The 23,080-nt window shown below is 42.5% G+C and carries 26 protein-coding genes and 2 pseudogenes; 19 read left to right on the top strand and 9 right to left on the bottom strand.

Annotation, left to right across the window (positions count from 1 at the left end):
- Positions 1 to 67: pseudogene (locus H5993_RS09715) on the bottom strand (IS200/IS605 family transposase); the annotation flags it as partial.
- Between the two features lie 533 nt (positions 68 to 600).
- Here H5993_RS09715 and H5993_RS06450 point away from each other — a divergent pair.
- From H5993_RS06450 to lplA, 8 genes are all read left to right on the top strand, one after another.
- Positions 601 to 1,647 (top strand): 2,3-butanediol dehydrogenase, encoded by a 1,047-nt coding sequence (locus H5993_RS06450; protein WP_204776699.1) that lies wholly within the window; start codon positions 601 to 603, stop codon positions 1,645 to 1,647.
- A 541-nt stretch (positions 1,648 to 2,188) separates the two neighbouring features.
- Entirely contained in the window at positions 2,189 to 3,022 is an 834-nt protein-coding gene (locus H5993_RS06455) for a PfkB family carbohydrate kinase (RefSeq protein ID WP_204776700.1), read from the top strand.
- Positions 3,012 to 3,500, top strand: a complete 489-nt coding sequence (locus H5993_RS06460) for an ECF transporter S component (protein WP_204776701.1) — start codon at positions 3,012 to 3,014, stop codon at positions 3,498 to 3,500. Before H5993_RS06455 ends, H5993_RS06460 begins: the two co-directional genes overlap by 11 nt.
- Positions 3,501 to 3,547: 47 nt before the next feature.
- Positions 3,548 to 4,480, top strand: coding sequence for an ATP-binding cassette domain-containing protein (locus H5993_RS06465; protein ID WP_204776702.1), 933 nt, complete (start codon positions 3,548 to 3,550; stop codon positions 4,478 to 4,480).
- The gene (locus H5993_RS06470; protein WP_204776721.1) at positions 4,473 to 6,008 is read left to right on the top strand and encodes an ABC transporter permease/substrate-binding protein; all 1,536 of its coding nucleotides are present in this window, start codon (positions 4,473 to 4,475) and stop codon (positions 6,006 to 6,008) included. Before H5993_RS06465 ends, H5993_RS06470 begins: the two co-directional genes overlap by 8 nt.
- Positions 6,009 to 6,247: 239 nt before the next feature.
- On the top strand, positions 6,248 to 6,493 hold the full coding sequence (locus H5993_RS06475; RefSeq protein WP_204776703.1) for a biotin/lipoyl-containing protein: 246 nt from the start codon (positions 6,248 to 6,250) through the stop codon (positions 6,491 to 6,493).
- Between the two features lie 9 nt (positions 6,494 to 6,502).
- Positions 6,503 to 7,384 carry a lipoyl synthase gene (gene lipA / locus H5993_RS06480; RefSeq protein ID WP_204776704.1) on the top strand — a complete coding sequence of 294 codons (882 nt, stop codon included), beginning with the start codon at positions 6,503 to 6,505 and terminating at the stop codon, positions 7,382 to 7,384.
- Complete coding sequence (gene lplA / locus H5993_RS06485; RefSeq protein WP_204776705.1) at positions 7,384 to 8,367, top strand: lipoate--protein ligase; 984 nt, start codon at positions 7,384 to 7,386, stop codon at positions 8,365 to 8,367. The genes lipA and lplA overlap by 1 nt, the downstream gene beginning before the upstream one ends.
- 57 nt (positions 8,368 to 8,424) lie before the next feature.
- Here lplA and H5993_RS06490 read toward each other — a convergent pair whose 3' ends face one another.
- Positions 8,425 to 8,913 carry a GNAT family N-acetyltransferase gene (locus tag H5993_RS06490; protein WP_204776706.1) on the bottom strand — a complete coding sequence of 163 codons (489 nt, stop codon included), beginning with the start codon at positions 8,911 to 8,913 and terminating at the stop codon, positions 8,425 to 8,427.
- 121 nt (positions 8,914 to 9,034) lie between these two features.
- Between H5993_RS06490 and H5993_RS06495 the strand changes: the two genes are divergently transcribed.
- From H5993_RS06495 to H5993_RS06515, 5 genes are all read left to right on the top strand, one after another.
- A complete protein-coding gene (locus H5993_RS06495; RefSeq protein WP_204776707.1) occupies positions 9,035 to 9,745 on the top strand; it encodes a SufD family Fe-S cluster assembly protein in 711 nt (236 codons plus the stop codon).
- On the top strand, positions 9,746 to 10,774 hold the full coding sequence (locus H5993_RS06500; RefSeq protein WP_204776708.1) for an ABC transporter substrate-binding protein: 1,029 nt from the start codon (positions 9,746 to 9,748) through the stop codon (positions 10,772 to 10,774).
- Positions 10,775 to 11,093: 319 nt separating this feature from the next.
- Positions 11,094 to 11,900, top strand: coding sequence for a (Fe-S)-binding protein (locus tag H5993_RS06505; protein ID WP_180869534.1), 807 nt, complete (start codon positions 11,094 to 11,096; stop codon positions 11,898 to 11,900).
- Position 11,901: 1 nt separating this feature from the next.
- Positions 11,902 to 13,416, top strand: a complete 1,515-nt coding sequence (locus tag H5993_RS06510; RefSeq protein WP_204776709.1) for a LutB/LldF family L-lactate oxidation iron-sulfur protein — start codon at positions 11,902 to 11,904, stop codon at positions 13,414 to 13,416.
- Positions 13,409 to 14,140 carry a LutC/YkgG family protein gene (locus tag H5993_RS06515; protein ID WP_204776710.1) on the top strand — a complete coding sequence of 244 codons (732 nt, stop codon included), beginning with the start codon at positions 13,409 to 13,411 and terminating at the stop codon, positions 14,138 to 14,140. Before H5993_RS06510 ends, H5993_RS06515 begins: the two co-directional genes overlap by 8 nt.
- 113 nt (positions 14,141 to 14,253) lie before the next feature.
- On the opposite strand, the gene H5993_RS06520 is transcribed toward H5993_RS06515, so the two are convergent.
- The 7 genes from H5993_RS06520 to H5993_RS06545 all read right to left on the bottom strand — a co-directional run bounded on the left by H5993_RS06520 (position 14,254) and on the right by H5993_RS06545 (position 19,350).
- Positions 14,254 to 15,132, bottom strand: coding sequence for a DMT family transporter (locus H5993_RS06520; protein ID WP_204776711.1), 879 nt, complete (start codon positions 15,130 to 15,132; stop codon positions 14,254 to 14,256).
- Between the two features lie 29 nt (positions 15,133 to 15,161).
- Positions 15,162 to 16,496 (bottom strand): DUF438 domain-containing protein, encoded by a 1,335-nt coding sequence (locus tag H5993_RS06525; protein ID WP_204776712.1) that lies wholly within the window; start codon positions 16,494 to 16,496, stop codon positions 15,162 to 15,164.
- The gene (locus H5993_RS09500; protein ID WP_239458017.1) at positions 16,486 to 16,722 is read right to left on the bottom strand and encodes a DUF1858 domain-containing protein; all 237 of its coding nucleotides are present in this window, start codon (positions 16,720 to 16,722) and stop codon (positions 16,486 to 16,488) included. The genes H5993_RS06525 and H5993_RS09500 overlap by 11 nt, the downstream gene beginning before the upstream one ends.
- A gap of 3 nt (positions 16,723 to 16,725) precedes the next feature.
- Positions 16,726 to 17,010, bottom strand: coding sequence for a metal-sulfur cluster assembly factor (locus H5993_RS09505; protein WP_239458019.1), 285 nt, complete (start codon positions 17,008 to 17,010; stop codon positions 16,726 to 16,728).
- Positions 17,011 to 17,127: 117 nt separating this feature from the next.
- Positions 17,128 to 17,916: an ABC transporter ATP-binding protein gene (locus tag H5993_RS06535; protein ID WP_204776713.1), complete on the bottom strand. Its 789-nt coding sequence runs from the start codon at positions 17,914 to 17,916 to the stop codon at positions 17,128 to 17,130.
- Positions 17,913 to 18,911, bottom strand: coding sequence for a FecCD family ABC transporter permease (locus H5993_RS06540; protein ID WP_204776714.1), 999 nt, complete (start codon positions 18,909 to 18,911; stop codon positions 17,913 to 17,915). The genes H5993_RS06535 and H5993_RS06540 overlap by 4 nt, the downstream gene beginning before the upstream one ends.
- Positions 18,904 to 19,350 (bottom strand): flavodoxin domain-containing protein, encoded by a 447-nt coding sequence (locus H5993_RS06545; RefSeq protein ID WP_204776715.1) that lies wholly within the window; start codon positions 19,348 to 19,350, stop codon positions 18,904 to 18,906. Before H5993_RS06545 ends, H5993_RS06540 begins: the two co-directional genes overlap by 8 nt.
- 139 nt (positions 19,351 to 19,489) lie before the next feature.
- Between H5993_RS06545 and H5993_RS06550 the strand changes: the two genes are divergently transcribed.
- From H5993_RS06550 to H5993_RS06575, 6 genes and pseudogenes are all read left to right on the top strand, one after another.
- Complete coding sequence (locus H5993_RS06550) at positions 19,490 to 19,891, top strand: molybdenum cofactor biosynthesis protein MoaE (protein WP_180869519.1); 402 nt, start codon at positions 19,490 to 19,492, stop codon at positions 19,889 to 19,891.
- Positions 19,891 to 20,136 (top strand): MoaD/ThiS family protein, encoded by a 246-nt coding sequence (locus H5993_RS06555; protein WP_204776716.1) that lies wholly within the window; start codon positions 19,891 to 19,893, stop codon positions 20,134 to 20,136. The genes H5993_RS06550 and H5993_RS06555 overlap by 1 nt, the downstream gene beginning before the upstream one ends.
- Positions 20,137 to 20,157: 21 nt before the next feature.
- A complete protein-coding gene (gene moaA, locus H5993_RS06560) occupies positions 20,158 to 21,156 on the top strand; it encodes a GTP 3',8-cyclase MoaA (protein WP_204776717.1) in 999 nt (332 codons plus the stop codon).
- 5 nt (positions 21,157 to 21,161) lie between these two features.
- The gene (locus H5993_RS06565; protein WP_204776718.1) at positions 21,162 to 22,349 is read left to right on the top strand and encodes a nitrate/nitrite transporter; all 1,188 of its coding nucleotides are present in this window, start codon (positions 21,162 to 21,164) and stop codon (positions 22,347 to 22,349) included.
- Between the two features lie 99 nt (positions 22,350 to 22,448).
- A complete protein-coding gene (locus H5993_RS06570) occupies positions 22,449 to 22,787 on the top strand; it encodes a metal-sulfur cluster assembly factor (protein ID WP_204776719.1) in 339 nt (112 codons plus the stop codon).
- 23 nt (positions 22,788 to 22,810) lie between these two features.
- Positions 22,811 to 23,005 (top strand): annotated as a pseudogene (locus H5993_RS06575) (helix-turn-helix domain-containing protein); the annotation flags it as partial.
- Between the last annotated feature and the right edge of the window lie 75 nt (positions 23,006 to 23,080).

Genomic DNA, 23,080 nt, shown 5'->3' on the forward strand with positions numbered 1-23,080 from the left:
GGTAATTTAAGTTATATACGGAAGTTCTCCCATACGTAAGTCTATTTGTATCTTTCATGTCAATAATTATATCACATGTTTATCTATCCATGTGACCTAAAGGACAGAAAATTAGGGCAATTCATCACGTCCTTAAAAGAACGTGTTTCCTTGCCCGTTTTCGAAAAATATTAAAATAGTGAAAAGCCATTATCGCTGACGTTGATTTTACCACTGCTGGTATGGCGGTTTATTTTAAGGGTAAGTAGCCAACCATATGATATATCGGCCACGTTCTCGTCTTTAAATTAGTGATTTTATTAATTCTTCCTTCTCGCACAAAACAATTTGCTAGCTTTCTGATCAACTGCTGTTAAGGAGGTATCACAAATTGATCTCCAAACAGCAAGCTTTGCTTAATTCCCGTAATCGGTATTGGTTAGCTTTTTGGTTTTGACCATCGATAACTAAATTTAAAATCACAAAGTTTATATTTTTAATCAATTGATAGTTCAATTACATAAATTGTTTTAGGGTATATTTGGTAGCGTTTTCAAAAAGAATATGATAATATAATTTCACAAGGTTTATTATTGTTATTTGAACAAGGAGGAACCCATTATGAAAGCTGCTGTATGGCATGGTGTTAAAGATATTCGCGTTGAAGATGTTGAACCGAAGCCATTAAAGGCCGATGAAGTTCGGGTGAAGGTTGCCTGGGCCGGTATCTGTGGCTCTGACCTACACGAATATGTAGAAGGACCGGTCTTTATCCCAGTTGATAAGGTTGATGAATTAACTGGTGGTCAAGCCCCACTTACCATGGGTCACGAATTTGCCGGGGTCGTAGAAGAAGTCGGTGACCAGGTCACTGATGTCAAAGTCGGTGATCATGTAACGGTTAACCCAACAATTACTCACGAACGTTGGGCTGATGACGTGGATGTTTATGACGGTTATTCCTTTATTGGTCTAAGTTGTGATGGGGGATTTGCAGCGTACGTTAATGTACCTGCTCATAATATTTACGAATTACCAAAAGACTTCCCATTACAACTTGCGGCAACGATTGAACCAACTGCTGTTGCTGTTCAAGCGATTAAAGAAGGTGACCTCAAGTTTGGGGAAACCACGGCTGTCTTTGGAGCCGGCCCAATTGGTTGTTTGGTAGTAGCGGCAGCTAAGGCAGCGGGAGCCCGGAAGATTATTGTTACAGATCTTTCTCAAAGTCGGCTTGAAAAAGCCCGCGAAATGGGAGCGACTGATGTCATTAACTCTGGAGAAGTTGACGCTGTTGAAAAAATTCATGAAATCGTTCCAAATGGGGTTGATGTTTCCTTTGAAGTTGCTGGGGTTCAACCGACCTTCATTCAATCAATTCAATCAACCCGGGCACGGGGAACAATGGTGATCGTTTCGATCTTTGCTCGGCCAATTGAATTCGATCCAATGTTATTAACCAACACCGGGGTTAAGGTAACTTCAACAATTGCTTATTCACGTGATACTTTCCAGAAGACAGTCGATTTAGTTGCTCAACGGGCAATTAATGTGGAACCAATTATTACGAAAGAAATTGAACTTGACAATATTGTCACTGAAGGTTTTGATGCCTTAATTGCTGATAAGAAACAAGCTAAAATCTTAGTAAAATTAAGCGGTGAATAATTTAATTTATTAATAAAATGGGAAAAGAGGCCGGGAAGAAACTAATGTTTCTTCCCGGCCTCTTTGTCATCTCCGAATGTTACTCAGTAACTAAGGTCAAAAAGCACGGCCTTAGCGGATAAGTGCGAACGAAAGGCCGATTCTAATGAATCAACCTTCGTCCTTCTTATCCCAACCAGGCCGTCAAGGAGCTTTTTTCCCAACCTCTCTCTTTTTATTTATCATCAAAAACCACTAAAAATTGAGGCCCCTAGCCTTTTACAACTTTATATCAAGATAGTTTATAAAGAAGAATGAATCATATTCAACAAACTATCAAAAATAAATTTGTCTAAAATTTACGATCGTAGATTTGCAAACTTTAATTAAATGTTGATCAAAGCTTGTTAAAATAAATTTAAAGGACAATGGAAAGTCAAAAACTTAAATGATTTTTGGCGATCAGGATAATAAAACTGATTTTTTAATTAACTTTCTGAAAAAGTAATTTTTGCTAGTTAATTGTGATATCATGGTAAGAAAATTAGAAAGGAATGAGAAATTGAAACGAGTTTTAGTGATTGAAGATTTAGCAAGTCTAAACGCTATTTCGGGATCGGTTGCGATTACACTTTTGAATGCCATGCAACTTCATCCAGCATGGTTGCCGTCAACGATCCTCTCGACGCAAAGTGAAGGTTTTGGTGAGCCCGTTGGTTTGTCGACCGATGAATATTGTCGCAACACCTTAGATCATTGGCGAAAGTTAGCAGTAAGGTTTAATGGCCTTTTAGTTGGTTATGCACCATCCCAATTTTTAGATTGGCTTCCTAGTGAGCTGACAAAATTACAGCCAACCAACTGTTTAATTGATCCAGTTTTAGGTGATGACGGACAACTTTATCCAACTGTTGATACCAGCGTGATTGTAAGAATGCAACAATTACTACCTTTAGCGACTGTCATTACGCCAAATTGGACTGAATTAGGTTTTTTAGTTGGTGAAAATTGGGAAGATGAACCGAATCAAGCTGTTCTAATACATAGTGCTCAAGAGATACTAAGGGAAAATCCAAACTTAGCGGTCGCTATTACTGGCGTCCACCTTAAAAATGAAATTGGGGTCTTGTTTGTGGCAAAAGGAGAAGTTAAGTTCTTTGGTTCACCGCAAGTTCCTGGTCATTTTTACGGCACTGGCGATGTCTTTAGCGCCCTGTTATTGGGCTATTTAGTTCAAGGACAACCATTGAGGAACGCAGTTAAAGCAGCCCAAAGTGGCGTTTCAATTGCCGTTAGCGCCTCAGTAAAACTTTCAGGCCAGGAACGCTTAGATGGTTTAAATCTTCAGCCGTTACTTGAAAAAATTGTAAAGGGGGAAATATCTTTTGAAAAGTAAGAGTTTGTATCGTTGGGTCTTTGCCGCCATTTTATTAGCAATTACGATTGTTTTTGGACGCTTTTTCTTATTACCAATTCCTTGGACTCATGGCAATATTAATCTTTCTGATGCTAGCATTTTTGTTGCTAGTGCCTTACTTGGACCATTACCAAGCGGATTGATTGGTGGCTTAGGGACGGCTTTTCTTGATTTGATTTCTGGATATACCCAGTATGCACCGTTTTCTTTTGTTGCCCACGGTTTAGAAGGTCTGTTAGCTGGTTGGCTTTACCAACGGTTTGGTAAACACCGGCTCGGTCAATGGGTAAGTTTGGCAGTTGGCGCCTTTGTTATGGTCGTTGGTTACCTGTTTGCTGATAGTTTACTTTACAATTGGACAGCTGGGGTTCTAGGAATTGGGACGAATTTCCTTCAAGGCTTAGTGGGAGTAGCTGTTGCACAATTAATAATTCCTCGATTGAAGGATCGGTTTTAAAAGGCCGTCAATTAAGGTGAATGCATAGTTACAGAAAGGAGTCCCCAGTGATTGAATACCGAAACGTGGGAATGAAGTTTGGGACCCGAGTGATTTTAGAAAATTTAAGCCTGACAATCAAAGACCACGAACTGTTTGTCTTGGTTGGACCGAGTGGAAGTGGAAAAACGACCTTAATCCGGATGATTAACCGCCTAACCATTCCAACGTCAGGTCAAATTTATATTGATGGCCAGTCAGTGAATGAAGTTGACTTACCGACGTTACGCTTGTCAATGGGCTATGTGTTGCAGACGAGCTCACTATTTCCTAATTTGACGGTCGGTGAAAATATTACCATCCAGTTGGAACAAAAGAAGGTTTCCTTATTGGAGCGTCGTCAACGCGCGACTGAATTGTTAGGAGCGGTGGGGCTAACAGCAAGTGACTTTATCGATCGTTATCCGGCGGAGCTTTCTGGTGGACAACAACAGCGGGTTGCGATTGCGCGAGCGTTAGCGACTAAGCCACAGTTAATTTTAATGGACGAGTCATTTAGTGCCCTTGACCCGGTTCTGCGGTCGCAAATGCAAGCGTTACTTTTAAAATTACATGATCAGTACCAAATGACGATCCTATTTGTAACCCATGACATGAAAGAAGCTATGCGGTTAGGAGATCGGATTGGTGTTATTAATGAAGGTCACTTGTTACAAGTTGGTACGCCAACGGAAATTATTAATTATCCAACCACCCCGTTTGTTACTAACTTTTTTGCAAGCGCAAAGCCAAATTTAGGCACACTTCCTGATTTGATTACTACCTTGAAATTAAAACCGCAAGCCCTTAAAATTGTGCCGCAAGTTCAAACGGTTGCCGATGTCACTAAACTACCAATTAAAGAGGGAAAATTGAGCTTTAACTTTGAAGATCAAAGTTATCAGCTTGAAGTATCCGAGTTATTACACTACTTAGGAAAGCAGGAGCAGCATGATGGATAAGTTATTGCAAATGATAATTAATCAGCACCATCAACTCCTAGTTGCTCTTGGCCAACATTTAGCCTTATCTTTTATGGCTTTGCTGATTGCTGCATTGATTGCGATTCCCTTGGCGATGATTTTTAAGGATCATCGCCGGCTTGGTGAAATTGCCTTACAAGTTGCCGGAGTCTTTCAAACAATTCCGAGTCTAGCCTTGTTAGGGCTTCTAATTCCGTTAGTCGGGATTGGCAACCCACCGGCCCTAATTGCCCTTGTTGCCTATGCGATCATGCCGATTTATCAAAATACCTATACGGGATTAACGACGATTGATCCTAATCTCGAAGAGGCGGCAATTGCAATGGGGCTTTCGCGGTGGATGCGTCTGCGTCGACTTGAATTACCAATGGCACTACCTTTGATTTTCTCCGGGATCCGGATTGCCTTAGTCATGACGATTGGAACGGCAACACTAGCTGCTTTGATTGGGGCGGGAGGACTTGGAACTTATATTGTTTTAGGAATCGAACAAAATAATAATCAGGAACTTTTGATTGGGGCAGTTTTCTCAGCGATCTTAGCTTTAGTTTTCTCAGTGCTACTAAAAGTAATGGGGAAATCGAAACGGAACCTTAAAATCGGGTTTGGCCTAATTCTTTTGGCCTGTATAGGTTGGGGAGGTCAAAAAACTTATCAACACTTCTTTGCGCAGCCGCAAGCGGAAATCGTGATTGCTGGAAAGATGGGAAGTGAACCTGAGATCCTAATCAATATGTATAAAGAGTTGATTCAAGCGAAAGATCCAAGTATCAAAATTGTCTTAAAGCCAAACTTTGGGGGAACAACCTTCTTATACCAGGCCTTAAAGCGTAATCAAATTGATATTTACCCAGAATTTACTGGGACAGTCTTAAAAGCTTTCGCCAAAGCGAAAACGACTCCCCAAAATCCGCAAGCAGCTTACCGCAAAGCGGCAACCTATTTGAAAACGCAACAATTAACCTACCTAAAACCAATGGCCTATCAAAATGGCTATGATTTAGCGGTAACGCCGGAAGTTGCCAACCAATATTCGTTGAAAACAATTAGTGATTTAGCGAGCGTGAGCGATCAATTAACTGCCGCCTTTGATCCTGATTTTTCCCATCAAAAGGATGGCTATTTAGGTTTAAAATCAGCTTATCATCTTCAAATTGGATCGGTGCGGTCACTTGAACCTTCATTGCGCTATCAGGCAATTGCACAAAAGCGGGTTCAAATCGTGGATGGTTATACTACTGATCCAGAAATTCGTCAGTTCCATCTCGTGGTCTTAAAAGATGACCAACACTTCTTTCCGCCATATCAAGGGGCTCCCTTGATGAAGACAAGTTTTGCCAAGCAGCATCCAACAGTGGTTAAGCAGTTAAACAAACTAAGCGGCCGGATTACAATGGCTGAAATGCAAACAATGAATTATCGGGTGACGGTTAAGCATGAAAAAGCCAAGACGGTTGCCCGTCAATATTTGTTAAAACATCATTTGATTTCAGCAAAGCAAAAATAAATTATAATAACTGAGTTTGATCAGCGCATTTGGAATATTCGGGTTAACCCCCAATAAGACTGCGTTGATCGCTTTTTTTATAAAAATATGAATTAGTAAAGGCTTTTATGTAATTTAATGAGCATCAGTTGCTATTCCAAGATTGTATAAAAGCGCTTTATTCAAGGGCTAATATTCATGATACAATCGAATCAATGATAATGTTTTGTCTTTTTATGAGATTAGAAGGAGTAATGGTCATGGAAAAAGAATTAAAGATGCCGAAGCTTAGTCCCAAGTCAGATGATTACTTTTTTGGTAGTTGGGAAAAACAAGTTGGTGATGAAGTAAAAAAAGGCGATATATTATTTGAAGTTGAGTCGGAAAAAGTAATTAGCGAAGTTCCAAGCGATTATAACGGGGTCCTCAAAGAGCAACGTGTCGAAGAGGGAAATCCAATTTCGGCCGGGGATGTCGTAGCAGTCCTCGAAGTTAGTGATTCATGAGGAGGGGTAATGATGGATGCTGATTATAAAAATAAGCCAGCTTGGTTAAAAGTTCGGTATGATGAAGAGAAAGTTGACCACGTTAGTGATTTACTTTCCAAAATGAATTTAAATACGGTTTGTTCAGAAGCTAATTGCCCCAATATCGGGGAATGTTTTGGAACCGGGACGGCTGCCTTTATGATTCTCGGTCCAAATTGTACCCGGAATTGTCATTTCTGTGATGTTCCGCATAAGCGGCCCGCCCCAGTTGATCTGACAGAACCGTTGCGGGTAGCCCAAGCAATTAAACAACTTGGCTTAAAGCATGTTTGCGTAACTAGTACTGATCGGGATGATTTACCGGATTTGGGGTCAGACCAATTTGTTCGGGTGATTAAGGCAATTCGGGAGCTTTCTCCCCATACGACAATCGAAGTTTTGACGCCTGATTTTCAAGGAAAAACCGCTTTAGTGCAGCGGGTGCTTGATGCGAAGCCAGATGTTTTTAACCATAATATGGAAACTGTCCGGCGGATTACCCCGCTAGTTCGGGATCGGCGGGCCACTTACGATCACTCCTTAAAGGTTTTGCATTACGCCCACGAGCACGCCTTAGAAGGTACCTATGTTAAAACTGGGATTATGCTCGGTTTAGGTGAAACAGATGAAGAGGTTTACCAAACAATGGATGATTTAATCGAAGCGGGGGTTGACTTCCTTTCAATTGGTCAATATGTTCAACCATCCCCTAAGCATTACCAATTACGTGAATGGGTCCCAATGGAACGGTTCCAAACTTACTATAATCAAGCAATGGCCAAGGGTTTTAAGTTTGTTGCTAGCTCGCCATTGGTGCGGAGCTCTTATAAGGCGAGTGCAGAACTTGCGGCAGTTGGGGTAAAGCGCTAATGTTTTACCTCCCAACAAATTCAACCGATGCAACCGAACTATTTGCCCTGGAGGAGTGGATTGCAAACCAAGCCTGGGGCGAAACGACCCTTTTACTTTGGTCAACAGCGCCGACGATCATGATTGGAAAATATCAAGATGCTTTGGCCGAGGTAAATTTAGCGTTAGCGGATCAGTATCACTTAGCAGTTACCCGGCGTAAATCAGGTGGGGGCACGATTTATACTGATCCTGGTAGTCTTCAATATAGTTTAATTGCCCCGAAAGCAAGTCAAACCATTGACTTTAGTCGCTTTTTAAACTTGATATGCAAAGTATTTCGCCAAATCGGGGTCCCTGTGGAGTGTTCAGATCGAAACGACCTCTTGATAAAGGGACGTAAATTCTCTGGCAATGCGCAGTATAACTTAAACGGGTATGTCATCCATCATGGGAGTTTATTATTTGATACTGATTTGGATACCATGGCCGCAGCGTTGCAAGTTGATCAGTTGAAGCTAATTTCAAAACATATCAGTTCGGTTCATCAGCGGGTAATTAACTTAAAAGAGGTATTGCCGTACCCGGATACTGAAACGTTTAAACAGCAATTTTTAAAGGAACTTAATCCCCTTGTTGGTGGCTTGCAAGTTCGCCATTTAACCACCACTCAGAAAGTAGAAGTAGCCCAAATTCGAACCGCCACTTTTGCGAATTCGGCTTTTATCTATGACCGGGTTCCGACAACGTTAATTACTAAAAAACGTTATTTCCCTGGGGGTGGGCTCGTAAAATTATCAATTGCAGTTGAACACGGTGTTTTAAGTGATCTTAAAATTTCCGGGGATTTTTTCAGCAATCTTGATCCTTATCAGCTAACTAGCGCCTTGCTTGGGCGGCCGTTTCGACCAGAGCAAATTCGTCCCCAGTTGGAAGCAATCTTAGAGAAAACGCCAATTTATCATATCCAAGTTGACGATTTAATCAATCTACTGTTTGGCTAAAAAAGTCGACCACTATTTAATCGCAAAATCGCGCGATCAAATAGTGGTCTTTTAAGTTTATAGGACTTTCGCTAAATTATACCAAGTCTCGTTAGCATGAGTTGAAGCGGCCCGCCCCATATTTTGATAGCCGTTGTGTTCATAAAAGGGGATTCGGTCAGCTAAACAGGTTAAAGCGATGCGTTGGCATTTAAATTGCTTTGCTTGCTGAGCAATGGCACCGAGTAATCGGCTACCAATTCCTTGGCCTTGAAAAACTGGATCAACCGCCAAGGTTAGGATCATAAGTGTACCACCTGGGGTAAGTTCAGATCGAGCATCCGCTTCGTACATCCAGTCTTCAATGTAAGGGGCCTTTATAATTGGCCCAACAATAAACCCAGTTACTGTATTATCTTCAGTTCGAGCAACTAAAAAAGTTTCTTTTAGGTGCTGAATACGCGCTTGATACTGAGCTCTGGTACCTGCTTCGGCCGGATTAAATCCTAAGTTTTCAATCCGCAGAATTTCTGGGAGATCATTTAACTGAACAGAAGTAATTTTCATTTTGAAGCCTCACTTAAAGATTTATCCGTATTTTAGCAGAAGTTGGGGGGATTGCCTAATATCAAACTGGGGGATGATTAGTTACTCTAGAATTAAAATCAGGGTAAAAGGATTGATAAAGATGGATTATGAAGCCTTGGCAGAGCAAATTGAAATGGCTGCGCTCCAACATGGAGAAGCGTATGACTTACTTGATCGACGAATTGCTGCTCTAAAAGCAAGTGAAAGCTTGGCGCTCCCGCCTGAAATCGATGACTGGCCGGCGGAAACGTGTTTAGCCTGGGAAACTGGGACGGGGGATGGCCTTAAAGCGACGGCGCCTTTTGGGATTACAATGGTAAATTCGACGGCTATTGAAACCAATCTTCCAGAAGCACTTCGGGAGCAAGGGGTAATTTTACTTGATTTTACAAATGCTTTTCGGGTGCATCCCCGTTTAATTGAGCGTTTTTACATGCAAAAGGCTATTCAGGCTAAGCAAAACCAATTGACCGCCTTACATTTGGCCTATCAGAATGCGGGTGTGTTTTTATACATTCCCAAAAATGTTCAGCTTGATCAACCAGTCGAAATCAATGTAATTCAACAAACGGACCAGCCCTTTCATGTACATTGTTTGGTCGTTGCCGAAGAAAATAGCCGTGTTCTGGTTAACGAACATGTGCAACTTGCAACGACAACGCCAGTAACTTTCTTTACGGAAGTAATTGCACAAAAAAACAGTCATGTTACGTATCAGGCGACCCAATTAACAACAACTGATCATTGCTATATCCTTCGTGAGGCAGCACAGCGTCGTGAGGCAAAAGTAAATTGGAGAGAGGAAAAATAAATGAAAAAACAAGTATTGCAGGTGGTGATGGGACTTGGAGCGCTGGTTTTAGGAATAACCCTAATGTCAGCCGTCCACGCCTCACAGACTCATACAGTGACTGACATGAGTGGCCGACAAGTGAAGATTCCCCGCAAAGTAAATCGGGTGGCAGACCTTTGGCACGCTAATAATGAAGTAGTTCTTTTATTAGGTGGTCAAAAGAAACTGGTTGCAACCACGCCGATGATCAAAAAAACCCCGTGGTTTAAGACGGTCGATCCCCAAATTACCCAAGTGAAATCCCCGTTTGCGGGCCAAGAGATTCAAATTGAAGAGTTACTTAAGACAAAGCCGGATGTGGTAATTGCTGCTGATCCAGCTCAAATTAAAACTGCTCAAGAAGCTAAACTCCCGGTGGTAAATGCGATGTTCCAGGACTTTGCTGGTTTAAGGAAGTCCGTTAAGTTAACTGCTCAAGTTCTGGGGGGAAACGCTCCTCAAGTGGCAAACCAATACTTAAAGACGCTGGATCGTAACATTAACCTTGTCAAACAAAACCTTAACGGGGTGCAAAGTCGCCCCACAGTTTTGCACATTGTTGGTCCTACCGATTTAACCAAAGTTGATGGAACAAAGACAATTGTTGATGAATGGATTAAGTTAGCCGGAGGTCAAAACGCAATTCAAAAATCTGGGAATATGATCTCAGTAACGAGTGAAGAATTAGTAAAGGCTGACCCCGCGGTTATTATTATTGGTCAGACGTCAACTAAGCAGGCACGGCGGCTTTTATCTCAGGATGACCGTTTTAAAAATCTTAAAGCGGTTAAAGACCACCGAGTATACGGCAATCCGCAGGGAGCTTTCCCGTGGGATCGTTATAGTGGCGAAGAAGCCCTTCAGGTTTTATGGGCAGCTAAGTTGTTGCATCCTAAACAAATGCAAAAAGTTAACATGACGCAGGAAACCCAAAATTTCTATCAAAAGTATTACCACTATCAGCTTACTAACCAACAAGCTCATGCGATCTTGGCTGGCGATAAGTAGGTAGAAAATTAATCGTTGTTTAATCGAGGCAGCTAGTGCTTCGGTTAGGCAACGTTTTTTAATTTAAATTTTCGTCTCCGGCTGTGATATTATTCACTCTCGGAATTGAATTTTAATGCATAATATTCCTGTAAAGAATGTGAAATATTCCTATTAAGAATACATTAGGATGCCTATATAATGCGCTTGAAACCGAATTATATCTTGTGAAAAAGCGTTTTATAATTCATTGAATAGTTGTATAATAAAGGCGTGAAGAAATGAACTCATTAAAAAGAAGGGGGTGGCAGTCTAGTTAATCGTTGACTAGACGGTAACAATGAGTAAGCCACGTGTATGTATATTTTCAACTTGCTTAGTTGATTTACTTTTTCCAAACGTTGGACAAGCCATGGTGGAAGTCTTAGAACGTTTGGGTTGTGAAACCTTTATGCCAGAAAAGCAAGTATGTTGTGGGCAACCAACTTATAACAGCGGGTACGCCAAAGGCAGCATGAAAACTTTTAAAAATGAAATTGACGCCCTTTCCAGTATTGATGCTGACTACATTGTTGGCCCTTCTGGCTCCTGTGTCTTCATGATTAAGGAATACGAAGAAATTTTGAAGAATGACCCCGTTTATGGTCCCAAAGCCAAGGAAGTCGCCAATAAGATTTATGAATTTAGTCAATTCATTTACCGGGTTCTCGGGATTGTTGATTGTGGGGCTGAATTAGATGCCAAGGTTACGGTTCACCGGTCTTGCCACATGACGCGGTTAATTGGCGAACGGACGGCGCCATTTGTTTTACTTGATCATGTTAAGGATATGGATCGAATTCCGCTTAAGAACGTCCAACTTTGCTGTGGCTTTGGGGGAACCTTCTCCGCAAAGCACCCTGAACTTTCTGGGCCAATGGTCGATGAAAAGGTTCAAAACATTGTTGATACTAATGCTGAGATCTTAATTGGGACGGAACAATCTTGCTTAATGAATATTGCTGGGCGAATGAACCGGTTAGGCCACCCCATCAAGGTAATGCATATTGCTGAAGTTTTGAACCATAATGTTGATCCAAACCGAATTAAGTACTTAGCTGATACGGACGAAGAAGTTGTCCCGGCTAATGGAGAAGGGGTGTTCTAATATGGGAATCTCAACGAGTGACAAGCCATTCTTAGAACGAGTGGCTGAAGCCAAGCAAGATAATTTTATGCAAGCCGCGGTTGCCAAGGCGCAAGATGCTCAATTTGTTAAGCGGACCAAGGCCCGGCGAGAAATGGGGCATTGGAACGAATGGCGGGATTTAGCTGAGCAAATTCGGCAACACGCCCTGAAGTACTTACCGGATTATTTGGAAGAATTTGCGGGGAATGTTGAAAAGCAAGGCGGGCACGTCTTCTTCGCTGAGACTGAAAAGGAAGCTCGTGACTTTATTACTGAATTAGTCGTAAAAAAACAAGCTCATAAAGTCGTTAAGTCCAAATCAATGGTTACCAACGAAATTGAAATTGATAAGGCTTTAACGGCGCTTCCAAATGTTGACGTGTTGGAAAGTGACTTAGCTGAATTTATCTTGCAAGAAGATAATTGGGATGAACCAACCCACATTGTCTTTCCTACCTTGCACAAGAATCGGGATCAAATCCAAGCTGAATTCAAGAAGCTTGGCTACGAAGGTGACAATGAGCCAGCCCACGAAGCGCGCTTTGTCCGGGGGTATCTCCGGGACTATTTCATGCAAGCTGACTTTGGGATTACTGGATGTAACTTTGCGATTGCCGATAAAGGGATGATTAATCTCGACACCAACGAAGGAAACGCCGATATTACCATGGCCATGCCAAAGACCCAAGTGGTTGTGATGGGGATGGAACGGATCGTTCCTTCGATGAAAGAAGCGGAAGTCCTCGATAACATGCTTGCTCGTTCGGCCGTTGGTCAAAAACTAACGACTTACTGTACTTTTTCTGGTCCAAAGAAGCAAGGTGAAACTGACGGCCCGGATGACTTCTGGGTTGTCATTGTTGATAACGGTCGTTTCCGGGCCTTAGGAACCGAATTTGAACCAATTTTACAATGTATTCGGTGTGGGGCCTGTTTGAATGTTTGCCCGATTTACCGGCACATTGGTGGGAAGGGGTATGGTTCGATCTACCCAGGTCCAGTCGGGAAGGTGCTTTCCCCAATTCTTGGAGGCTACGATAACTTTGAAGAATTACCATATGCTTGTTCTCTTTGTGCCGCATGTACTGAAACCTGTCCTGTTAAGATTCCGTTACATGAATTAATTCGCAAGCACCGGATTGTTGAGATGGATCAAAAGCACATGGATCACTCTATGACTAACTTAATCTTGAAGACAATCGGGATTGGGACAGGTTCACCGGCCCTCTTTGGTACCGCAATGACAGTTGCTCATACTGGAGCCGCCCCATTTAGCCGGATGAAAGAACCTGGCGATGTTGATGGAATGTACGAAGGCGGTAAGATTAATCATTTGCCAAAGGCTGCTCCAAAGCTGGTGCATGGTTGGTCAGACATTCGGGATATTCCAATGCCAGTTGAAAAGAAGAATAACTTCCGTCACTGGTATAAGAATCACAAGCCGGTAGACCCAGCCCCAATTGTTAAGGAAAAGGAGGCCCAAGAAGATGACTAGTTTACTTGAGCAAGCAAATAGTGAAGCGAACCGCGAAAAGTTTTTAAACCGGATCGCTAAGGCTGCTGGTCGTCCACGGCACACGGTTAAGGCGTTTGAACCATTAAATGATCTTCCAGATCAAGTTTTAGCTGACCAAAGCCCAGAAGAACTATTAGCTACCGCAAAGACTAATAGTGAAGCGGTTGCCGCTAAGTTTTATACCTGTGCAAAGGATGATTTGGCAAGCTTTTTAAATCAATACCTTGCTGATATTCAGGCTGAAACCTTATTACTTCCTGGCTTTAAGGATGATAAATGGGCAAATTATGGTTTAAGCGATTGGGTTAAGAAACCTGAAGTCAAACAAACCACGGTCTGGTCAACGGATCCGGGTGATCGCCGTAAAAATGCTGAAGCAGCTGATCAAGCTGATTTGGCGATTGGGTTTGCTGATTACTTAATTGCTAATACCGGGACAATTACGGTTGTTACCAGTCCAGAACAAGGGCGAGCTTTTAACTATCTTCCCGAACATTACTTAGCTTTGATCCCAAAGAGCGGGCTGGTTCGGTCAACCCGGCAAGCAGTTGAAAAATACGAAGCAATGATGGCCGACGGCTTGCAAACTTCAGCGATTAATTTCATTTCAGGCCCTTCGAACTCTGGGGATATTGAAATGGAATTAGTGGTTGGGGTTCACGGTCCAGTGGACTGTGCCTACGTTGTCGTAGCCGATCTTTAAGATTTCTTCACCCCCTCAATTAGGTCACTACGGCAACAAAAAACGGTTAAGGAGAACCAGTTGGAATTCTCTTTAACCGTTTTTGTTATTTTTATCCGAGGTGAGGTGAGAAATTAATTCTGATGCTTAGTAGTGACAATGGCCGTAGCGATGATCAAGAGGATTGCCCCGCCAACGATACTTGGGGTGATTGAAATTGGAAAGAAGAATGCAGAATAGGCAATTACAATCAGTGGTCCAAGGGCTCGAACAATATTGGCATGGCCAGCAGTGATGAACTTTAAGCTAGTGTAGAAAAGCAAGAGGGACATAAAACCATTACAAAGGGCACCCCCAAAATTAAAGGCAATCGCCCGTGCGGAAAGGCCTTGCCAAACTTGTGGGGTAAAGAAGGTACAAACTAAGAGTACCACGGCCGAAACAAGGTGATTATAAAAGAGGGTGGTACTGGAGGCAGTATCCTTAACAAGGGCTTTAGCAATCACGTTGTTAGCCGCGTACATGAAGGGATAAAGGAAAGCACAAAGCAGTCCCCAAGCACTATCGACTTGCGCTCGACCACCGGAAACTAGGATCGATCCGGCAATACATGTAATAATTGCCACGTAATCCCAAGCCTGTAGCCCCTCCTTTAAGAAAAGCCATCCCAAGAAGAAAACATAAACCAGATAAATCCGAGCGATCAAAGTTACTGTAACCGGGCTTAGTAAAGAAAGGGCAACGTACTGAAGGAGAACGCCCATTGCATTGGTTGCCCCCAGGAGGAAAAACCATGGATTTTTGATAATCGCAATACGGTGCGCTTGAGCAACCACGACGCCACCGGTTAATAACATGGCAAAGAAAGAAGTAAAAAAGCCTCCAATAATTGGATTCAAACTGACCAGAGCGAATTTATTCAAAATTGGGGCAATACTAGAAAATAAAAGAGAAATCAAATTTAATTCAACCCCGATGAGGGTTGAGTTTTTAACTTTTGACGCGTTAAACATAAATTATTACTGTTCCTTCCAAATTAAATTTAAAGTCGTTTTTCACCCTTGAGCTTCCGTAGATCTGTCAAGTCTTGACTAACTTCCAAGCAACCGAGGTACTTACCAGCTTCATCGTGGAGAGCGTAGTATTCAATGTGAATAAAGCGTTCCTGATGGAGTTCAAACCAAAATTCGGCCTTATTTTGAGTACCAGCGTGGAAATCTTTGAGAATTTTTTCAACTTTATCAACACTCTTTGGGGGATGACAATTAACCACTGCTCGACCAATTACACTAGCCGTTCGTGGAAAAATTCGATGATCGGTATCTGAGAACCAACGAACATGGTCAGTGTGGTCGACAAAAGTTAAGTCAAACGGTAAAGTCTTAAAAATCGCGATTAATTGAGTTAAGTTGAGTGAACCTGGTTGTATTTCGAACGGTTCATTTTCCGGGAGCGTCGTTTCTGGTAGGGGAGCACGTTCGTTTGAGTTGCTAGTTACTTGCTGGTTAACTTGATGATCACCAGCCGCTAGTTGCATTGCCATTTCATTCAATTCCTTGGCTAGTTTTGATTGGTCTTTTTTGGGGGCCGCGGCTAACTCTTCTGCCGTGGGTTTCCAAGGAAGGGGTTGTGAAATCAAAGTGTAGCCAATTTGATCTTCGTCTTCCCGAACGATCTGCCAGTCTTTGGGCGTTGCCACTTCATCAATCATTGGAATCATGATGGCTTCTTCTTTAAAGATCATCGCCATTACTTCTTGGGTGGCATTTTCAATGGCTGCCTCAATCGCGTATTTATCGGGTAGTGGATCTTGATTAACGAGCTTTTGGGCTTTACTGATTAGGCCCCGAATCTTGTCATCAACGCCCCACATCACTTTTGGTGGCGCGGTAATGCCGTACTTATCCATTATTGGGAAAAGGGTATTTTCCTTCCGGGTGTAGTGGCGGTCAATCGTCGCCAGGTCCGCTAATGCTGTTTGAATCCGCTCCAAGTATTCAGAATTATTTCCATCCTGTTGCCACTTCTTAAGGCAGGGGAGTAGTTCGTCATTGATAAGGGATGAAATAATCGTATTTTCTAATTTCATCGTTTTAACGGGGTGTCCGGGCGTTTCAAAAGCCGGGGTCGCCTGCTGATCAGTAATGGAACCTTTAAAGACTTCGGCATGAACGTTGCAAAGGTTTTGGATTTCCATTGGATTCAGTCCATTAGCGATTAATTGCCGCTCGGCGGCCGTAATTTCGGCAACGTCCACCGATTCAAATTCTTCATTAAACATTCGCTTGGCTTCCTCAAACGAACCCCCGTTATGCAGTGACTTTAAAATTTTTACAATTGTCTTTTGTCTGGTTAAGGCGGTATGTTTACTTGTCATTGTTAATTACCTCATAACCGTGCGCAATAAACGTTGCTTTAACCTTTGCCGGATCGATATTCATAGCCTTGCAGCCTTTTTCGAGACTAACAAAGCGTCCGACACTATTTAACATCCCCGGTACCTGAATCTTAGTGAAACCAAGCTTAACCATGATTTCAACAAAATCAGGATATCGGTCAGCGAGTTGTTTAATTGGAATTTGAAAGTCAATTTGCTTTTTCATTTATTATCCACGCTCCATTCCTAAGGCGATCCATGCGTATCGGGACATTTTTTCAACTGTCCAAACTGGGTACCAAACTAACTGAACTTCGACCGATTGGATATCCTTAATTTTTTTAACCTGGCGAACGATGTCTTGATGTAAGATATCGCTTAAGGGGCAACCTTGGGTCGTTAAGGTCATTTTAATTTGACATTTTCCTGCATTAACTTCAACTCCGTAAATTAAACCCAAGTTAACGATATCAATCCCTAACTCGGGATCAATTACTTGTTCTAAAGCTTCCATTACTGCTGCTTCAACCGATGATAATTTCACAACATCGCCTCCTTATCTGCTTACTATTCTAACAAGAATATAAAAATATTCCCATAGTATATAACTAAGGGAATTCCCGGAATTTAATTAATTTAAGCCGTCAATTTCACAAATTTGGCGTTTTAAACTTGGTGAATAGAAGACTTTTAGGGGAGTTTGGTAGAGGATTTGAAGATTTTTGGCCGTGGCGATTTTATCAACTAGCCCAGTTAGCCAAGTTTGATTGGGCATTAAAAGGCCAACTTTACCACCTAGAATAAAGGCATGGTTTGGCAGGTGGCTGGTAATAATAATCGTTACTCCACTTGCCTGAAGTTGCTTTATTAAGCCTAAAACCTGGGCCTGGCGGCGAATATCAAGGGCTGCCATTGGTTCATCTAAAATTAGGAGTTGCGGATTTTGGACCAGGGCACGGGTAATTGCAACTAGTTGCATTTGGCCACCACTTAAGGTGTTTAATGGGCGAGCTTTTAAAGCAACTATTCCCAGTTTTTGTAACCAATGAATGGCAATTTGGCAATCGTCAGGGCTTGGTCCACCAAAGAAGGAATGATAGGGAATCCGGCCCATCAAAACGTATTCAAGGACGCTTAAATCAGCGTTAACCTGGTAGTTTTGGGGAACTAGGGCCATCCGTTGAGCTCGCTGGCGGTGCGAAAGCCGACTTAAATTGGCCCCTTGAAGGGTGATTTTTCCGGCGGTTGGGTTGGTCAAATTAGTTAAGCACCTTAGTAAAGTCGATTTACCAATTCCGTTTGGTCCGAGGAGGGTAAAGATTTCACCGCGGTCGAGTTGGAAACTAATCCCCTTTAGGAGGGGCTGATTGGCTTGGTATTGGTAAGAAAGATTATTGACACACAATAGGGGTTCGCTCATAGTGACTTCCTCCGGTGACTAGTGGCAAGAATTAAGATAAAGACTGGAGTCCCAATGAAACCGGTGAGAATGCTTAAGGGAATTTCCCCAGCCGAGAGGGTGCGCGCAAGGGTATCAATGACTAGCAGAAAAATGCCCCCTAAAATTGCAGATAATGGCAGACTAAAGCGGGCATCATCGCCGACCAATAACCGGGCAACATGGGGGATGACTAAACCAATCCACCCAATGGTGCCGCTTAAAGAGACGGCACTTGCCGTTAATAAAGTGGCACCAATTACGATGATTACTTGCTCAAAGGTTTGATTAATCCCAACGGCTTGCGTAGTTGCTTCGCCAGTTCCCATAACGGTTAAATGCCAGCGGTAGGCCAGGAGAATCAAAAAACCAACCACCAAAATTGGAAAAATGGCTAAAAGACTTGGCCGGTCAATCTTGGCAATACTCCCCAGTTGCCAGTAAACGATACTTTGAAGCTGGGAATCCGGGTCGGCCAAGTATTTTAATAGTCCTAAAGCCGCCTGCATAAAACCCGAAACAACAACTCCTGCTAAAATTAAGATTAAGTTTCCTTGTTGATGTAAGAGTTGGGGAATCAAAAGGGCTAGGCCAACGGCGATGATTCCCCCTAAAAAGGCAGCTCCCTGGGTTAACCAAACACCTCCACCGCAAAGAATTGCCATGGCAGCACCAACTGAAGCGCCATTCGTAACTCCTAAAAGGTCCGGGGAAACTAAGGGGTTGGCAAAGGTTTTTTGATAGGCCATGCCGGCACTCGACAAGGCGGCGCCGATGAATAAGGCGGCCAGAACGCGGGGAAAGCGTAAGTTTTGCACGACATTTGTGGCCAAGGGGTTAGCCCCCGGGTTGGTAAAGGTTTTGATCACCGTGGCTAAAGAAAAGTTTAACCGACCAAGGCTAAGAGCAATCAATGCAAATAATGGCAGGCAAAGAAAAAGCATCAGAATCAAAAGGAAGGGCCGCTGATTATTCATTGGCAAGAACCTCCTTCAGGTGATTAAGTTGCTGACAAACCAGCTCTTCATTTGCTTGATCTAATTCGTAGTCTAATAATAAGGGGCTTTGAAGCCGCCTAGCACCAGTCTGAGCCAAGGCTTGATCAAAGGTTAAAACTGCCTGGCAAAAATCATCACCATAGCCTTGGTCACCAATCCCGAGGACCCAAAAATAAACGTCCTGACCTTGCCATTTTGAAAGAGCTTGGTACATGGTAAGACCAGGTGCAGCAATTTCACCACTACCGTAAGTGGCAGGAACAAGAATTAATAAGTTTCCCGGTTTAAGTTTAGTGAGGGTCTGGGGTGAACAAGATCCTAAGCTAACCGAATTGGTTTTATCAAATTGAGCTTGAAGAAATTCTGCGAGTTCAAGGTTATGGCCATCGATTGAAGCATAGTTAATATAAATTTGCATGTTAGTAAACCTTTCTCATCGTTTATCAATGCTAGTATAACATCTTCCAAAAGGTCATTTTTTAGGGGATTTGACTAATTCAATTTAAAATCCGCCTTTGTGATAATGAAAGTGTTCTTAAAGGTGAGGTGATGAATGGATGCACTACTTACGAATTTCTGATCAACCAATTGAGGTTGGCGAACTATACGAAAAGTTAGTGGCACCCGAGTATGGGGGGATTGATATGTTTGTTGGAACGGTCCGCCAATGGACCGGTCCTGTCGAAACTAAGGAAATCGAATACAGTGCTTATCATCCGATGGCCGAACGCCAGTTGGAAAAATTAGCGGAGCCGATTGAAGCCGCTGGTGGACGAGTAGTTGTCGCGCACCGGACCGGCCGACTAAAGTTAACTGACATTGCGGTGTTTGTTGGCGTGGCAGCTCCTCATCGAGCCGAAGCGTTTGAATGGTGTCGGTACATTATCGATACCCTAAAGCAGGAAGTGCCAATCTGGAAAAAGGAATATGACACTGACAAGGTAAGGTGGGGGAATTAATGAAAATTTCGGTTAAGTTATTTGCTTTCTTGGGCGATCAGTTAGGACCTGTGGTAACAATTGATTTACCCACAAATACAACTGTTGCAGCTATAAAAAATGCAATAACCGCCCTTGACCCGCTGGTAAAAGAAACCGTTGAAAATTCACGGTTAGCAATTAACCAGGAGTTTATAAATCAAAGTGAAATCACTTTAAACTCGACTGACGAAGTGGCCTTAATCCCACCGGTTAGTGGTGGGTAAAAAGAGTTAGGAGGTAGGCTCGTGGAACCAATTTATGATCAATATAACCGGAAACACGATTACTTACGACTTTCTATTACTGATCGTTGTAATTTACGTTGCGTTTACTGTATGCCAAAGGAAGGGTTACCTTTCTTCCCAGATAATCGGGTACTTTCCCAAGATGAAATTGTTCAGTTGGTTAAAAATTTTACGGAAATGGGAATTAATAAGGTCCGGATTACTGGTGGGGAGCCCCTCTTACGGACGGACGTGGTTGAAATAATTCAACGGATTCGGGAGATTCCGGAAGTGAAGGATATTTCAATTACAACCAATGGGCTATTTTTAGCTAAGAAAGCTGCCGCTTTAAAGCAAGCGGGCCTCGACCGTTTAAACATTAGCTTAGATACCTTCAAACCGGATGTTTATAAGGAAATTACCCGGGGTGGGAATATTCAACAAGTTTTAGACGGTATTGCAACAGCGGCAGAATTAGGCTTTAAGAAGATTAAATTAAATGTTGTCCTGATTAAGGGCCAAAATGATGATGAAATCCTTGATTTTATTCGTTATACCAAGGATCACGACGTAAATGTTCGGTTTATTGAATTCATGCCAATTGGTAATGCGGAAGCTGATTGGAAACAAGAATTTGTTCCACTTGATAATGTCTTTGACCTTTGTCACCAAGCGGGCCTTGCCTACCAGCCAATTGAGCTGGCAGGGAATGGTCCATCTGATAACTACCAAATTGAAGGTTTTAAGGGGAGCTTTGGTTTAATCCACCCGATTAGTGCCCGTTTCTGCGAAAATTGTAACCGGTTACGAATTACGGCGGATGGATACATCAAAGCATGTTTGTACTGGAATGAAGAAATTAACGTGCGGAAAGTAATTTCAGATCCGGTTAAGTTTCGGCAAACCATCCAACGAGCATTAGACAACAAGCCATTAAACCATGAAATGGCCCTTGCTCAACCTGAGAGAATTATTGATAAAGCGCCAACCTGGCGTCACATGAGTCAAATTGGAGGATAACGACTATGAATCAAGATGTTGCACATGGCAACCGGGCAAATGCCTATGTTGCTTTAACTTTGGCAACGATTGCCATGATTGTCTGTTTTATGTCCTGGTCTAACTTTGCGCCATTAGCAGCCCAAGTTGGGAAGATGTTTAACCTTTCTGTTTCTGAACGGACCCTTTTGTTAGCAACGCCGGTTTTACTAGGTTCAATTATGCGGATTCCAGTTGGGATCTTAAGTGATAAGTATGGTGGAAAGAAGGTTTACTTAATCTTAATGGCCTTCATTTTAATCCCATTATTCATGATTCCACGGGTTCACTCCTTTGGAATGTTAATCTTCGCTGCCTTCTTGGTAGGAATGTCCGGAACTTCCTTTGCGGTTGGGGTTTCCTATGCTTCTGTTTGGTTCCCAAAGGAACAACAAGGACTTGCCCTCGGGATCGTTTCTATGGGGAACATGGGGAACGCTGTGGCCTCAATGACTTTACCATACATTTCGAAGAGTTATGGTTTTACCGCTGTTTATAACTTTTTAATGGTCTTAACGGTCGTAATTGGAGTGATCTTTGCGCTTTGCTGTAAGGAAATGCCAGTTGATAAAACCAAGACCTTGAAGGGGGCCTTGAGTGTTACGAAAGAAAGTTCAACTTGGTACCTTTCGTTGTTTTACTTCCTAACTTTCGGTTTGTTTGTGGCCTTCACGAACTTAACACCACTTTTCTTGACGGGGCTTTTTAATTACAGCGCTGTTAAGGCTGGTTTATACGCGGCCCTCTTTGCCTTTGTATGTACGATTATTCGGCCAGTTGGTGGGGCAATGGCTGACCACATGCGGCCAATGGCATTATTACAATGGGTCTTTATTGCAATTATTGTCTTTGCCCTTGTAATCATGTTTAGTTTTCACGTTCAAGCAATGTTTATTGCCGGAATCGTTTTGGTTGGTTTAGCAGCTGGGGTCGGTAACGGAGTCGTCTTCAAGATGGTACCTTACGTTTCAACAGGTAACACCGGGGCGGTTACTGGTTTCGTTGGGGCCATGGGTGGCCTTGGTGGTTTCTTCCCACCTTTGGTGATCGGTTGGATCCATGACTGGACTGGTAGTTATGAGCTTGGGATTGCCCTTTTAGTTTTGACTGGGGTAATTTGCTGGTTTGCTCTCTGGAAGCACTTTATTAAGGGCGACTTCCACATTGTCAAATAAAATTGGTTTATGGCTATTCAGTAATCTTAAATCGTCATATAATAAACTTAGTTGGTAAATCGTTATCGATTTAATCTTTTTCTACGAGGAGGAAGCCAAATGGCCGCAGATGAAAATACTGGTGCACCATTTTCAGAAATTGAAAGCCAAGTGATGAGTGCGCTTGAAGAAGTTATCGACCCAGAACTCGGAATTGATCTGGTTAACCTCGGTCTAATTTACGATGTGGTAGTTGACGAAGTTGGCAAGTGTACTGTTACCATGACTTTAACGACGATGGGGTGCCCGCTTGGAGACCTGTTAAATACGGAAATTAACCGGGCGGTTCTTTCTGTAGATGGAGTAAAAGAATGTGATATTAACCTAGTTTGGGAACCAGCTTGGGATATGTCTAAAATGAGCCGGTTTGCTAAGATTGCTTTAGGAATTCACGGTTAATCACATATTGAGGAGTGAATGTGTTGGATATTGAACGTTTTATCGAGCGTCGTAAACAACTCGGTTATTCACAAATCATGCTAAGTAAGGGGATCTGTACCCAATCAACTTTAAGTAAGTTTGAAAATGGGTTGCAGACCCCCTCTTTGGCTAGTTTGAGTAAATTATGTGCTCGTCTTGGCTTTAGCATTGATGATTTGAATACTGCCGATCCATCGTAAGCGGTGAATAACGACACGTCTATTAATCATATGGCTAACCCCCTATACTGAAGACATCAAATCTCAGTTAGG

The organism is Limosilactobacillus alvi (assembly GCF_016900115.1).
In the GTDB taxonomy this organism is placed as follows: Bacteria; Bacillota; Bacilli; order Lactobacillales; family Lactobacillaceae; genus Limosilactobacillus; species Limosilactobacillus alvi.

Excerpts from the sequence above, each read along its gene's own strand:
- H5993_RS06525 (WP_204776712.1), bottom strand. The coding sequence starts at position 16,496 with ATGACAAGTAAACATACCGCCTTAACCAGACAAAAGACAATTGTAAAA.
- H5993_RS06470 (WP_204776721.1), top strand. The coding sequence starts at position 4,473 with ATGGATAAGTTATTGCAAATGATAATTAATCAGCACCATCAACTCCTA.
- H5993_RS06520 (WP_204776711.1), bottom strand. The coding sequence starts at position 15,132 with ATGTTTAACGCGTCAAAAGTTAAAAACTCAACCCTCATCGGGGTTGAA.
- H5993_RS06495 (WP_204776707.1), top strand. The coding sequence starts at position 9,035 with ATGGATTATGAAGCCTTGGCAGAGCAAATTGAAATGGCTGCGCTCCAA.
- H5993_RS09505 (WP_239458019.1), bottom strand. The coding sequence starts at position 17,010 with ATGGAAGCTTTAGAACAAGTAATTGATCCCGAGTTAGGGATTGATATC.
- H5993_RS06510 (WP_204776709.1), top strand. The coding sequence starts at position 11,902 with ATGGGAATCTCAACGAGTGACAAGCCATTCTTAGAACGAGTGGCTGAA.
- H5993_RS06500 (WP_204776708.1), top strand. The coding sequence starts at position 9,746 with ATGAAAAAACAAGTATTGCAGGTGGTGATGGGACTTGGAGCGCTGGTT.
- H5993_RS06475 (WP_204776703.1), top strand. The coding sequence starts at position 6,248 with ATGGAAAAAGAATTAAAGATGCCGAAGCTTAGTCCCAAGTCAGATGAT.
- H5993_RS06565 (WP_204776718.1), top strand. The coding sequence starts at position 21,162 with ATGAATCAAGATGTTGCACATGGCAACCGGGCAAATGCCTATGTTGCT.
- H5993_RS06555 (WP_204776716.1), top strand. The coding sequence starts at position 19,891 with ATGAAAATTTCGGTTAAGTTATTTGCTTTCTTGGGCGATCAGTTAGGA.
- H5993_RS06450 (WP_204776699.1), top strand. The coding sequence starts at position 601 with ATGAAAGCTGCTGTATGGCATGGTGTTAAAGATATTCGCGTTGAAGAT.
- lplA (WP_204776705.1), top strand. The coding sequence starts at position 7,384 with ATGTTTTACCTCCCAACAAATTCAACCGATGCAACCGAACTATTTGCC.
- H5993_RS06570 (WP_204776719.1), top strand. The coding sequence starts at position 22,449 with ATGGCCGCAGATGAAAATACTGGTGCACCATTTTCAGAAATTGAAAGC.
- H5993_RS06515 (WP_204776710.1), top strand. The coding sequence starts at position 13,409 with ATGACTAGTTTACTTGAGCAAGCAAATAGTGAAGCGAACCGCGAAAAG.
- H5993_RS06490 (WP_204776706.1), bottom strand. The coding sequence starts at position 8,913 with ATGAAAATTACTTCTGTTCAGTTAAATGATCTCCCAGAAATTCTGCGG.
- H5993_RS06505 (WP_180869534.1), top strand. The coding sequence starts at position 11,094 with ATGAGTAAGCCACGTGTATGTATATTTTCAACTTGCTTAGTTGATTTA.
- H5993_RS06550 (WP_180869519.1), top strand. The coding sequence starts at position 19,490 with ATGCACTACTTACGAATTTCTGATCAACCAATTGAGGTTGGCGAACTA.
- H5993_RS06540 (WP_204776714.1), bottom strand. The coding sequence starts at position 18,911 with ATGAATAATCAGCGGCCCTTCCTTTTGATTCTGATGCTTTTTCTTTGC.
- lipA (WP_204776704.1), top strand. The coding sequence starts at position 6,503 with ATGATGGATGCTGATTATAAAAATAAGCCAGCTTGGTTAAAAGTTCGG.
- H5993_RS09500 (WP_239458017.1), bottom strand. The coding sequence starts at position 16,722 with ATGAAAAAGCAAATTGACTTTCAAATTCCAATTAAACAACTCGCTGAC.
- H5993_RS06535 (WP_204776713.1), bottom strand. The coding sequence starts at position 17,916 with ATGAGCGAACCCCTATTGTGTGTCAATAATCTTTCTTACCAATACCAA.
- H5993_RS06545 (WP_204776715.1), bottom strand. The coding sequence starts at position 19,350 with ATGCAAATTTATATTAACTATGCTTCAATCGATGGCCATAACCTTGAA.